A 14,304-nucleotide genomic window follows, 5' to 3' on the forward strand; every position below is an offset into this window, starting at 1 on the left:
GCTACCGAGGACGCCTCGACGACTTGACGTCAAACGCTTGACGTGTTTCGATGTCAAACGCTTGACGCGCTGCGCAACGACGCTCTGTCGGACCGCGGATCCCCACCGCGTCGAGCACAGACCCCTCGAATCCCCGAAGAAGTGGAGCGCCCAGCGTGCCCTCGAAGATCATCCTCGACTGCGACCCCGGCCACGACGACGCCGTCGCCATCCTGCTGGCCCACGGCAACCCGGACATCGAGCTCCTGGCCGTCACCACCGTCGTCGGCAACCAGACGCTGCCGAAGGTCACCCGCAACGCCCTCGCCGTCGCGCGCATCGCCGGCATCACCGGGGTGCCGTTCGCCGCGGGTGCCGACCGGCCGCTGCTGCGCCAGATCGAGGTCGCCCCGGACATCCACGGCGAGAGCGGCCTCGACGGGCCGATGCTGCCCGAGCCCTCGTTCGAGCTCGACCAGCGGCACGCCGTCGACCTGATCATCGAGACGGTCATGGCGCACGAGCCCGGCACCGTCACGCTCGTGCCGACCGGCGGCCTGACGAACATCGCCCTCGCGGCCCGCAAGGAACCCCGCATCGTCGAGCGCGTCAAGCAGGTCGTGCTCATGGGCGGCGGCGTGCACGTCGGCAACTGGAGCCCCGTCGCCGAGTTCAACATCGTCATCGACCCCGAGGCCGCGTCGATCGTCTTCGACGCCGGCTGGGACGTCGTCATGGTCGGACTCGACCTGACGCACCAGGCCCTCGCCACCCCGGAGGTCGCCGCACGCATCGCCGCCGTCGGCACCGCCCCCGCCGCGTTCGTCGGGGAGCTGCTCGACTTCTTCGGCCAGACGTACAAGGACGCGCAGGGCTTCGACGCCCCGCCGGTGCACGACCCCTGCGCCGTCGCCTACGTCATCGACCCGACCATCGTCCGCGCCGTGAAGGTCCCGATCCACGTCGAGACCCAGGGCACCCTGACGCTGGGCATGACCGTCGCCGACTTCCGTGCGCCCGCGCCGGAGGACTGCCGGACGAGCGCCGCCCTGGAGCTCGACCACGAACGGTTCTGGGACCTGGTCGTCGACGCCCTCGAGCGCATCGGCGAGACCCCTGACACCGGCTGGACCCCGCGCCCCGCCACCACCAACGCCACCTCGACGGAGATCTGGAGAACCATGACCACCACATCGACGAAGAAGTCGATCGGCGCCCTCACCGCGGCGCTCCTCGCAGCGTGCATCGCGTTCCAGCTCAACGCGAGCATGCTCAGCCCTGCGCTGGTCACCATGGCGCGCGAGCTCAAGACCGACGACGCCACGATCGGGCTCTCGCAGACCCTGTACTTCACGCTCGCGGCGCTGTTCTCGCTGTTCCTGCCGCGCTTGTCCGACATCGTCGGCCGCAAGCGCGTCCTGATCGGCATGCTCGCCGTGATGCTCGTCGGCAGCATCGTCGCCGCGCTCGCGGTGAACGTGCCGATGCTGTTCGCCGGCCGGATCATCCAGGGCGTCACCGGCCCGGTCGTCCCGATCTGCCTGCTCGTCCTGCGCAACGAGATCGCCGACCCGAAGCGCTACGGCGCCGCACTCGGTCTGCTCACCGCCGTGAACGGCGGCATCGCCGGCGTGGACGCGCTGGCCGGTGGCTGGATCGCCACGAACTTCGGGTTCCGCGGGATCTTCTGGGTCATCGCCGTCGTCACCGTCATCGCGCTGGCGCTCGTCGCCGTGTGGGGCGTCGAGTCGAAGCCCTCGGCCGGCACGCGGATGGACTGGATCGGCGTCGTGCCGCTCGTCGTCTCGGTCGGGGCGCTGCTCACCGCGTTCAACGAGGCCGGCAAGCTCGGTGCTGCCAACCCGGCACTGGTGATCGGCGGCGTCGTCGTCGCGCTCGCCGCCTTCGCGGTCTTCTGGGCGGTCGAGTCCCGCGTGAAGGAGCCGCTCGTCGAGACCCGGTTCCTGAAGCGCCGTGCCACGTGGGCGCTCCTCGCGACGACGTTCCTGACCATGACGGGCGTCTTCGCGGTCGTCAACGGCCTGGTCACGTCGCTCGCCCAGAACGGTGACGCCGGCTTCGGCATGGAACCCGACCTCGCCTCGCTGGTGTTCCTCACCCCGTACGCGCTGGTCGGCTGGATCGTCGGTCCATTCGCCGGACGCCTCGCGCCGACCATCGGCTACCGCGCCGTGCTCCGCTTCGGCCTGATCGGCAGCATCGTCTCGACGGTCTTGATGGCACTGGTGGGCGTGCACTCGCTGCCGGTCCTGGTCACCGCGACCGTCCTGATCGGCATCACGTACGCGGGCATCGCGAACATCATCCTGAACGGCCTGGGCATCGTGCTCTCGCCGGAGTCGAACCCCGGCTTCTTGCCGGGCCTGAACGCCGGTGCGTTCAACCTCGGCGCCGGGGTCAGCTTCGCCGTCCTGCCGGCGCTGCAGATCGCGCTCGGGGTCGGCGGGTCCGCGGGCACCGCCGGGTACTCGGGTGGCATGCTGCTCGGTGCCGTGATCACGACCGCCGCGCTCGCGATCTCGTTCCTCATCCCCCGCCCGGAGAGCGCCGAGACCACGTCCGTCGCGCCGCAGAAGGAGACCGTCCGTTGACCCAGACCATCGTGATCGTCGGATCGCTCAACGCGGACCTGGTGGTCCGGACCGAGCGGTTCCCGAAGCCCGGTGAGACCCTGCACGGGTCCGACCTGGCGATCCTGCCGGGTGGCAAGTCCGCCAACCAGGCGGTGGCTGCCGGGAGGCTCGGGGGCACGGTCCGCATGATCGGTGCGGTCGGCGACGACGGGAACGGTGCGTTGCTCCGCGACTCCGTCGCGGCTGCGGGTGCGGACACCACGCACGTCGCCGTCCGGGAGGGCGTGGCCACCGGCACCGCCGTCATCACCGTGGACGCCGCGGGGAGAACACCATCGTGATCTCCGCAGGCGCCAACGGCACGCTGACGCCGGACGACGTGCCCGCCGACGCCTTCGACGACGCCGGCGTGCTCGGCCTCTGCCTCGAGGTCTCGATCGACGTCGTCCTCGCCGCAGCCCGGGCAGCGCACGCCGCCGGCGTCACGGTGCTGACGAACCTGTCGCCCTTCGGGGCCGTCCCCGCCGAGCTGCTCGAGCTGACCGACGTGTTGCTCGTCAACGAGCACGAGGCCGCATCGCTCGGCGAGCACGGTGTCACGCGCTCGATCGTCACCCGCGGCGGCTCGGGTTGCGTCGTGCACGACGGCGACGCGGACCCGGTGTCGATCGACGCCGTCCGGGTCGAGCCGGTGGACACCACGGGCTGCGGCGACGCCTTCATGGGTTCGGTGGCACTGCGGCTGGCGGCGGGGGACTCCCTCGTCGACGCCGCACGCTTCGCGGTGGGGGTCGGGGCGTACGCCGCGACCAAGGCGGGCGCGCAGGCCTCGTACCCGACCACGGCGGAACTCGAGGCGTTCCTGCGGGCGTGAGTCGGGCCTCCAGACGCTCCCCGGCCGCTAGCGTTGTGGCATGCGCGTGGGAGTCCTCGACATCGGGTCCAACACCGGCCACCTGCTCGTCGTGGACGCCCACGGCGGCGCCGCGCCGCTGCCGGCGTCCTCGTTCAAGCAGCCGCTCCGACTGGCCGAGCACCTCGACGACGCCGGCGCGGTGACGCCCGATGGCGTCGACGCGCTGACGCGGTTCGTCGCGGACGCCGTCCGCGTCGCCGAGGAACGCGGCTGCGAGGACATGCTCGCCTTCGCGACCTCGGCCGTGCGCGACGCGGTGAACTCCGACGAGGTGCTCGCCCACGTCGAGGCCTCGACCGGCGTCGAGCTGGCCGTCCTGTCCGGCGGCGACGAAGCGCGACTGACGTTCCTGGCCGTCCGGCGGTGGTTCGGGTGGTCCGCCGGACGCCTCGCGGTGTTCGACATCGGCGGTGGGTCACTCGAGATCGCCGGGGGAGCCGACGAGGCGCCGGACGTCGCGTGGTCGATGCCGATCGGTGCCGCACGGCTCGCCCGCTCGTACTTCGCCGCCGGCACCCCGACGGAGGACGACGTCCGCCGCATCCGGCACGAGATCCGGGTCGAGATCGCCCGCGACGCCGGCAAGCTGCTCCGCGCCGGGCGTCCGGACCGTGCCGTGGCGACCTCGAAGACCTTCCGGTCGATCGCGCGGATCTGCGGGGCGGCGCCCTCGGGTGCAGGTCCGCTCGTGCCGCGGGCGCTCGACGGCGACGTGCTCCGGTCGAAGCTGCCCGCGCTGCTGACGATGTCGGTCGACGAACTCGCGACGCTGCCCGGGGTGTCGGCGAGCCGCGCGCACCAGGTGGTTCCGGGTGCGCTCGTCGCCGAGGCCTGCCTCGACATCTTCGACCTGCCCGCGCTGGAGATCTGCCCGTGGGCGCTTCGCGAGGGCGTGATCCTCGAGCGGCTCGACCAGCTGTCGGTGCTGGGGACGCCGTAGCGTCTACGGGTGCTGCCTCGGCGGAGCGAGCAGCCACGGACGGATCAGCTTCGTCACGAAGGGCAGTACCCAGAACGTCATGATCGGTGTGAGCACGAGCGTCGTGATGAGCACCCGCGGCAGCGCTGCGAGTCCCGCGAACGACGGCACGAGCAGCCCGACGACGATCGTGAACGCCAGGTTCACCGGGAAGAAGCCGAGCCAGATGCTCACCGCCTGCTTCCACCGCGGGGGAGCGCTCGAGGCCGGGGCGTCCTGCGGGACGTCGAACCAGCCCTCGATCCCGGTGCGCTTCTCGACGCGGGACTCCACGACCAGGTCGCGGCCGAGGTCGAGCCAGCGCAGGCGGTCGTCGGAGTTCTCCCACGTGGCGAGCGAGTCGTGGTCGGCGAAGCGGTAGAGCATGTGCCACTCGCGGGACTGCGCCCGGGAGCGCACCCAACCTGAGCCGAGGAACCCCGGGTACCGGTTGGCGAGGTTCACGCCGGACTGCACCCAGTGGGTGACCTCGGGGATGCGGTCGGGTTCGACCAGGCGGGTGATGGACACGGTGACGGGCGGGCCATCGGTCGCGGGTGACGACTGCAGGCTCCCAGGCTCTTGTGGAGTCATGGGTCCAGTCTCGCGGACGCGTGTTACCGGCTCGTGTCGGACGGTCCTAGCTCGCCTGCTTCTTCTCGGCGGGTGCCTTCTTGGCCGTTGGCTTCTTCGCGGGCGCCTTCTTCGCCGGAGCCTTCTTCGCGGGTGCCTTCTCGGTGGTCGCCTGCTTCGCCGGGGCCTTCCGGGCCGGCGCCTTCTTCGTCGAGCCGGGCGTGCTCGAGTCGGCACCCGACGACGAACGCGAGCTGGACGACGAACGCGACCCCGAGCCTCCTGTCCGCTTCTTGTCCACGGACGCACGCAGGGCGGCCATCAGGTCGAGGACGTCACCGCCCTCGCCCTCGTCGTCCTCGTCGTCCTTCGCGCCGAACGTCTTCTCGGTGTCGATGTCGTCACCGGCGTCGAGCTTGGCGTCGATGAGCTGCTGCAGTTCCTCTTGATAGGAGTCGGTGTAGCGGTCGGGATCGAAGTCCGTCGACATGCTCTCGACGAGCGACGACGACATCTTCAGCTCGTTCGCGCTGACCTTCACCGACGAGTCCAGCGCCGTGAAGTCGGCGGCTCGGACCTCGTCGCCCCAGAGCAGCCCCTGCAGCAGGATGACGTCGTCGTGGACGCGGAGCACCCCGAGCCGGGTCTTCTGGCGCAGCGTGAACTGCACGATCGCGAGCCGGTCGGTCTTCGCCAGGGTCTCGCGCAGCAACACGTAGGCCTTCGGCGAGCGCGAGTCCGGCTCGAGGTAGTACGTCTTCTCGAACATCATCGGGTCGACCTGCTCGACGGGCACGAACTCGAGCACCTCGACCTCGTGCGACTGCTCCTCGGGGAGCTGCTTGAAGTCGTCCGCGGTCAGCACCACGGTCTTGTCGCCGTCGTCGTAGGCACGTTGGATGTCGGCGTACTCGACCTCGTGGCCGAACTCGCAGACGCGCTTGTAGCGGATGCGGCCCTTGTCCTCGTCGTGGACCTGGTGCAGGGACACGTCGTGGGTCTCGGTGGCCGCGTACACCTTGATGGGCACGTTGACGAGCCCGAACGCGATGGAGCCCTTCCAGATCGACCTCATGCGCACATGATGCCCGTGTCCGCACGGGAGTGCCCGCAGCCGACGGGTTCTCCACAGATCCGGGTTCGCTGGACCGTCGACCGGTCGACGCGAGCACGATGGGCGCATGAGCCAGCTCGACAAGCAGGACCCGCGCTCGCAGTTCCCCAGGCCGCCGTTCCCCGCGCAGACGCAACAGGGGTCCGGGCTGGCGAGTGCGATGGACCCGCCGCCCGACCACGGTGAGGTCTCCTACCTCGGCACGGGGCGCATGCGGGGGTACCGCGTGCTGGTCACGGGCGCGGACTCCGGCATCGGCCGGGCCGCGGCGATCGCGATGGCGAAGGAAGGGGCCGACGTCGCACTGAACTCCCTGCCCGAGGAGATCGACGACCTGACCGAGGTCCGTGACGTCATCGCCGACCTCGGTCGCAACGCCGTGATGCTGCCCGGTGACCTGACGGACGAGGGCTTCTGCGACGAACTCGTCCGGACGGCGGTGCGCGACCTCGGCGGGCTGGACGCCCTCGTCCTGGTCGCCGGACACCAGCTGGTGCACGAGGACGTGACCGAGCAGTCGACCGAGGACTTCGACCGCACGATGAAGGTCAACCTCTACTCGCTGTTCTGGCTGGTCCGGGCAGCCGTGCCGCACATGGCGCCGGGCAGCGCGATCGTGACGACGAGCTCGGTGTCCGCGTACCAGCCGCAGGACCGCATGATCGACTACGCGGCGACGAAGGCTGCGATCATCACGTACACCAACGGCCTCGCCCGGCAGCTCGCGGCGAAGGGCATCCGGGCGAACACCGTGGTGCCCGGGCCGGTGTGGACGCCACTGCAGCCGATCAGCTACCCGGGCGACGAGATCGCACGGTACGGCCAGGACACCCCCTTCGGCCGGCCGGCGCAGCCCGTCGAGCTCGGCAGCGCCTACGTGTACCTGGCGGGGCCGGAGTCGTCGTACACCTCGGGCACGACCCTGACGGTGGCGGGAGCGACCGGGGTGGCGCTGTGAGTCCGGCGGCCCGCAAGACCGTCGTCCTGGTCGGCGATCGGCGACTGGCGCTGACGAACACGGACAAGGTGCTCTACCCCGAGACCGGCACGACCAAGGGGCGGGTGATCGAGTACTACGAGCGCGTGGCGCCGTGGATGATCCCGCACGTCAAGGACCGCCCGGTGACCCGGAAGCGTTGGGCGAACGGCGTCGACGGCAAGGTCTTCTTCGAGAAGAACCTGCCGGACTCCGCCCCGGACTGGGTCCGCCACCACACCATCCACCACTCCGAGCACGACAACGAGTACCCGATCGTCGACGACCTGCCGACCCTCGTGTGGATGGCGCAGCAGGCCGCACTGGAGCTGCACGTGCCGCAGTGGCGGTTCGGCCCGCGCGGTGGGCAGCAGAACCTGGACCGGCTCGTGCTCGACCTGGACCCCGGCGAGGGCGTCGGCCTGCCCGAGTGCGTCGAGGTGGCGGTCGCGGCACGCGAGATCCTGCACGGCATGGGGCTCGACCCGTACCCGGTGACCTCCGGCTCGAAGGGGATCCACCTCTACGCTGCCCTCGACGGCCGCTCGACCACGGCCAACGTCTCCGACGTCGCGCACGAACTCGCGAAGGCGCTCGAGCACGACCTGCCCGACCTGGTGCTGTCGTCGATGAGCCGGGCCGAGCGGACGGGCAAGGTGTTCGTCGACTGGTCGCAGAACAACGGCAACAAGACGACCATCGCCCCGTACTCGCTGCGCGGCCGCGAGCGGCCGACGGTTGCAGCACCCCGCACCTGGAAGGAGCTCGAGGAACGCGGGCTCGCGCAGCTCACGTTGGACGAGGTCCTCGAACGCCTGCAGGCGCACGGGGACCACCTGCACCCGGTCGCCTCCGCCTCGCTGGCCGTCGGACGCGACGACCACGGTCACTGGGACAGCGACCGGACCGAGCGTGCGAACGAGGCCGAGCAGCCGGCTCGCGACCGGCTCACCGCCTACCGCGCGAAGCGCGATGCCTCGAAGACGCCGGAACCGGTGCCCGAAGGAGCCCCACGGTCCGGAAGGACGGCACCCCGACGTTCGTGATCCAGGAGCACCACGCCACCCGCGACCACTACGACTTCCGGCTCGAGCACGACGGCGTGCTCGTGAGCTGGGCCCTGCCGAAGGGCGAACCGAACGACCCGGGCAAGAACCACCTGGCCGTGCAGACCGAGGACCACCCGCTCGAGTACGGCGCGTTCGAGGGCACGATCCCGAAGGACGAGTACGGCGGCGGCACGGTCACGCTCTGGGACGACGGCACCTACGAGCTCGAGAAGTGGCGCGAGGGCGAAGAGGTCATCGTCACCCTGCACGGTCGGACCGGCGGCGCTCGCCGACTGGCGCTCCTGCACACCCGCGGCCGGGGCGGAGCGGGCGACGAGAAGAACTGGCTCATCCACCGCACGAAGGAGCAACCCGACCGGCTGGCGGACGCCGGCGGCGCGACGGACGCGGGGCGGGCTTCCCGTCCTTCTGCTGCGCACCGAGACGGACAGCGGCGCATCAGCGGCGCCAGCCCCGCGGACACCGCTCCGGGGGACCGACGGACCATGCAGGCCACCCTGGCGAAGGACGCACCCCGGCTGGACCCGGCCGACTGGGCGTTCGAGATGAAGTGGGACGGCGTCCGTGCGCTCGCCACCGTCCGGGACGGCTCGGTCACGCTGCGGAGCCGGAACGACAACGACCTGACGGAGCAGTACCCGGAACTCCAGGAACTCAGCGACCGTGCCGGGGTCGACGGCGTCTTCGACGGCGAGATCGTCGCGTTCGACGACCGGGGCGCCCGAGCTTCCAGCTCCTGCAGAACCGGATGGGCCTGACGAAGGCGCGTGAGGTGCGGGCGGCGCAGCAGACGACCCCCGTGCGGTTCCTGGTCTTCGACGTGCTCGAGGCCGACGGGCACGAACTCACCCGCCTGGCGTACGACGCCCGGCGGCAAGCGCTCGAGACGGTCGTCGAGCCCGGCGGGGCGATCGACGTGCCGCCGGCTTCGCAGGGTGACCTCGGCGGCGTGATGGCGTCGTCGCAGGAGCAGGGCCTCGAAGGGGTCGTCGCGAAGAAGCGCAGTTCGAAGTACGCCGAGGGCCGGCGGTCCGAGGCCTGGCTGAAGCTGAAGCACCACGCCACGCAGGAAGTCGTGGTCGGTGGGTGGAAACCGGGCAGTGGTCGTCGAGCGGGCGGGATCGGCTCGTTGTTGCTCGGCGTGCCCGGTCCGGACGGTCTCGACTACGTCGGCAAGGTCGGCACCGGTTTCCGTGACCGCGACCTCGACGAGATCGCCGCAGCGCTGCGACCGCTCGACCGGAAGACCTCGCCGTTCGTCGACGTGCCGCGGATCGACGCGCGGGACGCGCACTGGGTGACGCCGAAGCGGGTGGGAGAGGTCGAGTTCGCCGAGTGGACCGGTGACGGGCGCCTGCGGCAGCCGTCCTGGCGGGGCTGGCGTCCGGACAAGGACCCCGAGGACGTGGTGCGCGAGCACTGACCTGCTCGCCGGACCGGCCGCCCGGTGCCAGCTCGCGAACGCGCTGATGCGTGCGCATGGGGTCCGCCCGTGGCGAAATTCCGTCCCCCGTCCGGCGCCCGGGCGGGGACGTTTCCACCCGTCCGGCCGCCGGTCCGCCGCCGACTGTTACGTTCGCCGGGACGAAAGGGCCTGGGGATGAGCTCGAGCAAGTACCTGCCGCCGTACACGGCCGAGGAACGCGTCGCGATCAACGGGGATCGTGCCGCGCGGATCCCGGTCGATCCGGGGGCTGTGGTGATCGACACCGAAGCGACCTACGCGGACTTCCTCGCCGACGAGACTGACGAGTAGCGACCGAATCGGGGAGAAGACGGCCCGTGCACCGGATCAGGGAGCGCACGGGCCGCCGTCGAAGCACCGTGACCGACCCTTCAGGGATGGCCGGCCACGGCGCGCTCGAACCAGGCGCACGGAGGCGTACCTGGTAGGCACGTACTCAAGACGCGACGAACGCCCGATTCGTCACACGAGAATCCGAGATCCGCGAAGAGGAGCTGCCCCTGTCCAGCGACGAAGCCCTCGCGGCGTTGTCCGACGCGTCGCTCGTCGAGCGCAGCGCCGACGGCGACACGGCCGCATTCGGGGTGCTGATCCGTCGGTACGGACCGCACATGCGGGCCTACGCAGCACGGATCCTCGGGTACGGCGACGGCGAGGCCGACGACGCCGTCCAGGAAGCCGCACTGCAGGCCTGGCAGCGCATCGACCGGGTCGAGGACCCGGAGCGGGTGCGCAACTGGCTCTTCCGGATCGCGGCCAACAAGGCCCTCGACCGGCTCCGCAGGCGGCACCCGCACGCCGACCTCGAAGCGATGGTCGACGCCCCGGACGAACGACCCGTCGACGAGGTGGTCGCCACCCGGATGCAGGTGCGGGAACTCGCGCGTATCGTGCAGGCACTCCCGGATGCACAGCGCGCCGTCTGGGTGATGCGCGAGGTGGGTGGGGCTCCCTACGCCGAGATCGCCGAGGCGACCGGGCTGCCCGCGCCGACCGTCCGCGGGCTGCTCGCACGTGCGCGGCGACGCGTGCTCGAACAGATGGAGGGGTGGCGATGACCGACGACGTCGACGACCGTCACGGTGCCTTCACGCTGGACGAGCTCTCCGACTACCTCGACGCCGACCGGACGCCGGTCCGGGCGGACATCGAGGGCGATCCCGAAGCCGTCGCCGCACTGGAGCGGCTGCAGGCCCTGCGGGTGGCATCACGGGACCTGCTCGACACCGCGGCATCGGTGGACGGCGACGAGCGCTGGATCAGCTCGGTGCTCGCGTCGATCCGGACGACCGCCCACGCCGGACGGGACATCCCCGTCCCCGACGACGATCCGGCCTCGCACCTGGTCGTCACCGAGGGGGCCCTGCGCGGACTCGTCCGCACCCTCGGTGACGACGTACCCGGTGTCGTCGTCCGAAGGACCCGGTTCAGCGGCGACGTCGGGGTCCCCGGCGGTGCCGTGGACGTCGACGTCACCATCGTGGCCACGCTCGAGGCATCGATGTCGGACCGTGCCGAGGCGCTCCGGGCACACATCACGTCGGTGCTCGGCGCGCACGCACCGTTCCGGATCCGCAGCGTCGTCGTCCGCGTCGCCGACGTCGTGGTCGGGGCACACCGTGACCGCGGACGTCCGGGTGCTCTCCCGCGAACTCACCGCGGTCGTCCTCGCGGTGCCGGGCGTCCGGTCGGTCCTGCCGCCCGGACCCGGACTCGCCACGCTCGTCCGCGACGTCCGCTCCGTGCTCGAGATCCCGCGCGACGGTGGGGCCGTGCTCGTGCAGGACCGTCCGGACGGAGCGCGGATCCGCGTGGTCGTCACGACCGACCGGGCCGTGCCGACGATCACGGTCATCCGGGCCGTGCGTGACGCCGTCGTGACCGCAGCGCGCCACTCCCTCGGGGCAGCACCCTCCGACGTCACGGTCCGCGTCGTCGAGATCGACTGACGCCGCGACCGACCGGATGCCGACAGCTCGGCCGGCGCGTTGAGCGTCAGGCGGCCGGTGCCGGTCCGTCCGACGGCTCGGCGTCGTCCGCGACGGGGAGGTCCTCGTCGACGAGCTCGTCCTCGCCGGGCTCGGACACCTCGGCCGCAGCGGCCTTGGCCTCGTCGATGGACTCCTGCGAGCGGCGGAGGAGGTCGTCGTCGTGGCTGTCTGGTCGCTCATGCTCCAGGAGGCTACGCGGGCGTGCCTGTGTCGGCGTCCCGGCGTCCGGCCGGGCGGTGCGATCCCGAGGGCAGCCCGCCCCGCCGATCGGTCCGGGGTGGGGCGGTTCGAAGTCGACCGCTGAGGTCGGAGCTGGCGACGAGGGCATCGCCGGCGCGGCCGGTGCGCCGTACGCGTCTGCCGCATCGAGCACGGCGCGCGTCGCCGCAGCGGCCGTCCGCAGGGCGTCGCCGATCGGCATCGCCCGGTGGCCGGGGGTCCGGACCTCGACGCCCCACGGCTCGTCGAAGCCGAGCTCACGGACGGTGCGCACGAGCCCCGGCAGGTCCCACGCGCCCGCTCCGGGCAGGTACCGTGCCTCGCGCGCCTCTTCGGACAGGGTCATGCCGGCCGGGGTGTGCAGGAGCCCGTCGCTCAGTTCGACCGCCGCGAGCGTCGCGGGCGCGACCGCTTGGCGGATCGACGCCAACGTGGACCCGCCCCGCAGGGTGTGCATCGCGTCGAGCAGCAGCCCGCCGTTCGGGTGACCCGCCGCCGCGACGAACCGCGAGGCCCGTTCGATCGTCGGCAGGTTCGACCACGGCTCGGGTTCGAGGACGAGCTGCGCGCCGACGGCCGCGGCCTGGTCGGCCAGCACGGTCCAGTCGTCGGCCATCGTGAGCGGTGAAGCGCCGGGCAACGTCGTGTCGGCACGAGCGATCACCTGCCAGGCGCGGAGCGCCGCGGCGGCCTCGAGGACCACCCCGCGGTCGGCGGCGTCGTCGTCGGTCCGGCTCGTGCACGTCCACCAGCGGTCGAGCGGCCCCAGCTGCACCCAGACGATCCCCGCACCGTCGAGCATGCGGCGGAGTTCGGCGAAGCCCGTCGTCGCACGCACCTCGTGCAGGTCGTCGAGTGACAACGAGAGTCCGGCGAACCCGGCGGCACCGACCGCGTGGACGCGTTCGCGGATGGGTTCGTCGCCCGCCCACGTCCACGACGTCGCCAGCAGATCGTGTTCCATCACGGCCGTACCTCCGTCATCCCGGAGCAGCTGCAGACGCCCGTCGCGATGGTCCTGCCCCGTGTGCGACGCCGCGATCCCCACCTGGCGTCGCACCAGGGATACCCGGCGTGTCTGCGAGCGCTCCCAGCGGCGCGTCACACTGCGGAAACCCCGGTCAGACGATGCGGGTGCGGACCGTGCCGATGCCGGCGATCGTCCCGACGACGAGTTGTCCGCGCTCCAGGGCACCGACCCCCTCGGGCGTCCCCGTCATGAGCAGGTCCCCGGGGGCGAGCGTCACCGACCGCGACAGCGCCGCGATCGTCTCTGCCACCGACCAGATCTGCGCCGCCAGGTCACCGACCTGCCGTCGTTCGCCGTCGACGACCAACTCGATCACACCAGCCGTCGGGTCGATGCCCTGCGCCGGGACGATCGCGCCGATGGGTGCCGAGGCGTCGAACCCCTTCGCCGTGTCCCAGGGCCGACCGAGGCGCTTGGCCTCGGTCTGGAGATCGCGTCGGGTGAGGTCGATGCCCACCGCGTAGCCCCAGACGTGGGTGAGCGCGTCGTCGACGACGATGTCCGCGCCGCCGGTGCCGATCGCGACGACCAGTTCGACCTCGTGCTCGAGCTGCGCCGTCTGCGGCGGGTACGGGGTGTCCGCGTCGTCGACGACGACGGCGTCTGCCGGCTTGGTGAAGAAGAACGGCGGCTCGCGATCCGGGTCGTGACCCATCTCGCGTGCGTGCGCCGCGTAGTTCCGACCGACGCAGAAGACGCGTCGGACGGGGAAGCGTGCGCCCGTGGTCGTGGGGACGGTCGGGAGGCTCGGGGCCGGGATGACGAGGTCGGTCACGGTCTCAGCGTGGCAGGCTCGCAGGGCGTCGGTTCAGCTCTCACCGAAGGACGCCTCGTACTTGAGCTTCCGCGCGCGGGCGCGCTCCTGCCGTTCGCGCCACTCGATCCGCATCTGCGCGAGCTCTTCTTCGGCGCCCTTGGCGCGCATGAGCGGACCGTAGTGAGGGCTCGCGAGGAGCCGTGGTGTCGTCATCTCGCGGTTGTCGAGCCATCGTTTGAACTCTTCATCAGTCAGCGTCGAGATCATCTGCGAGCACTCCTTCCTGTTGTCTCCGGGCTTCCGCTCGTGCTGCCTCGAAGTCAGCGAGCGCCGTGGACGTCCATGTGTCGTCATCAGTCGTCCAGCTCCGGGTCACCAGTGCCGCGGACATCACGGCAGCTGCCGCGCGCCTGTCCTCGTCATCCGAGGTCGCGCGGTCGGCGACCCATGACCAACGCTGCCACCAGAGATCCCGGTGCCCCAAGAACTCGGTATTTCGCCGTCCGGCCCGCCCGTCGACGACCGACACGACCAACGCGCCGACGGCCACGAGGGCTCCGACCACCGACACGACCGCACTCGTCGACGCGACATCCATGTGGACCACCCTGACGCAACAGGACCGGCCACGCGGCGGGCGTGACCGGTCCTGTGGACGGTGA

At 71.3% G+C, this 14,304-nt stretch carries 11 protein-coding genes and 4 pseudogenes; 9 read left to right on the forward strand and 6 right to left on the reverse strand.

Going from position 1 to position 14,304, the window contains the following annotated elements; translation table 11 throughout:
• Positions 1–155 precede the first annotated feature (155 nt).
• The 4 genes and pseudogenes from uriH to ACZZ0J_RS14390 all read left to right on the forward strand — a co-directional run.
• Positions 156–1,106 (forward strand): annotated as a pseudogene (gene uriH / locus ACZZ0J_RS14375) (uridine-preferring nucleoside hydrolase UriH); the annotation flags it as partial.
• Between the two features lie 84 nt (positions 1,107–1,190).
• Positions 1,191–2,591: pseudogene (gene uriT, locus ACZZ0J_RS14380) on the forward strand (uridine transporter UriT); the annotation flags it as partial.
• Positions 2,592–2,632: 41 nt separating this feature from the next.
• Positions 2,633–3,447 (forward strand): annotated as a pseudogene (locus tag ACZZ0J_RS14385) (ribokinase).
• A 40-nt stretch (positions 3,448–3,487) separates the two neighbouring features.
• Positions 3,488–4,429 (forward strand): Ppx/GppA family phosphatase, encoded by a 942-nt coding sequence (locus ACZZ0J_RS14390; protein WP_194648912.1) that lies wholly within the window; start codon positions 3,488–3,490, stop codon positions 4,427–4,429.
• Between the two features lie 3 nt (positions 4,430–4,432).
• Here the strand turns inward: ACZZ0J_RS14390 and ACZZ0J_RS14395 are convergent, their stop codons facing one another.
• Both ACZZ0J_RS14395 and ku read right to left on the reverse strand, forming a co-directional pair.
• Positions 4,433–5,041: an antibiotic biosynthesis monooxygenase gene (locus ACZZ0J_RS14395; RefSeq protein WP_463437480.1), complete on the reverse strand. Its 609-nt coding sequence runs from the start codon at positions 5,039–5,041 to the stop codon at positions 4,433–4,435.
• Between the two features lie 46 nt (positions 5,042–5,087).
• Entirely contained in the window at positions 5,088–6,095 is a 1,008-nt protein-coding gene (ku, locus tag ACZZ0J_RS14400) for a non-homologous end joining protein Ku (RefSeq protein ID WP_463437481.1), read from the reverse strand.
• A gap of 106 nt (positions 6,096–6,201) precedes the next feature.
• On the opposite strand from ku, the gene ACZZ0J_RS14405 reads away from it, so the two are divergent.
• The 5 genes and pseudogenes from ACZZ0J_RS14405 (at position 6,202) to ACZZ0J_RS14425 (ending at position 11,515) form a co-directional block, all read left to right on the forward strand.
• Complete coding sequence (locus tag ACZZ0J_RS14405; RefSeq protein WP_463437482.1) at positions 6,202–7,092, forward strand: SDR family oxidoreductase; 891 nt, start codon at positions 6,202–6,204, stop codon at positions 7,090–7,092.
• A pseudogene (locus ACZZ0J_RS14410) lies at positions 7,089–9,603 on the forward strand (ATP-dependent DNA ligase). The gene ACZZ0J_RS14405 and the pseudogene ACZZ0J_RS14410 overlap by 4 nt, the downstream one beginning before the upstream one ends.
• A gap of 177 nt (positions 9,604–9,780) precedes the next feature.
• On the forward strand, positions 9,781–9,936 hold the full coding sequence (locus tag ACZZ0J_RS14415; protein ID WP_194648908.1) for a hypothetical protein: 156 nt from the start codon (positions 9,781–9,783) through the stop codon (positions 9,934–9,936).
• Between the two features lie 236 nt (positions 9,937–10,172).
• A complete protein-coding gene (locus ACZZ0J_RS14420) occupies positions 10,173–10,703 on the forward strand; it encodes an RNA polymerase sigma factor (protein ID WP_228510641.1) in 531 nt (176 codons plus the stop codon).
• Entirely contained in the window at positions 10,700–11,515 is an 816-nt protein-coding gene (locus ACZZ0J_RS14425; protein WP_463437483.1) for a hypothetical protein, read from the forward strand. The genes ACZZ0J_RS14420 and ACZZ0J_RS14425 overlap by 4 nt, the downstream gene beginning before the upstream one ends.
• 125 nt (positions 11,516–11,640) lie before the next feature.
• On the opposite strand, the gene ACZZ0J_RS14430 is transcribed toward ACZZ0J_RS14425, so the two are convergent.
• From ACZZ0J_RS14430 to ACZZ0J_RS14445, 4 genes are all read right to left on the reverse strand, one after another.
• Positions 11,641–12,819, reverse strand: a complete 1,179-nt coding sequence (locus ACZZ0J_RS14430; protein ID WP_463438192.1) for a sugar phosphate isomerase/epimerase family protein — start codon at positions 12,817–12,819, stop codon at positions 11,641–11,643.
• A 157-nt stretch (positions 12,820–12,976) separates the two neighbouring features.
• Positions 12,977–13,660, reverse strand: a complete 684-nt coding sequence (locus ACZZ0J_RS14435; RefSeq protein WP_194648904.1) for a fumarylacetoacetate hydrolase family protein — start codon at positions 13,658–13,660, stop codon at positions 12,977–12,979.
• A gap of 33 nt (positions 13,661–13,693) precedes the next feature.
• The gene (locus ACZZ0J_RS14440; RefSeq protein WP_123339076.1) at positions 13,694–13,909 is read right to left on the reverse strand and encodes a hypothetical protein; all 216 of its coding nucleotides are present in this window, start codon (positions 13,907–13,909) and stop codon (positions 13,694–13,696) included.
• Complete coding sequence (locus ACZZ0J_RS14445; RefSeq protein WP_194648903.1) at positions 13,890–14,240, reverse strand: hypothetical protein; 351 nt, start codon at positions 14,238–14,240, stop codon at positions 13,890–13,892. The genes ACZZ0J_RS14440 and ACZZ0J_RS14445 overlap by 20 nt, the downstream gene beginning before the upstream one ends.
• Positions 14,241–14,304: the final 64 nt, after the last annotated feature.

It is taken from the genome of Curtobacterium sp. AC272, assembly GCF_979258155.1.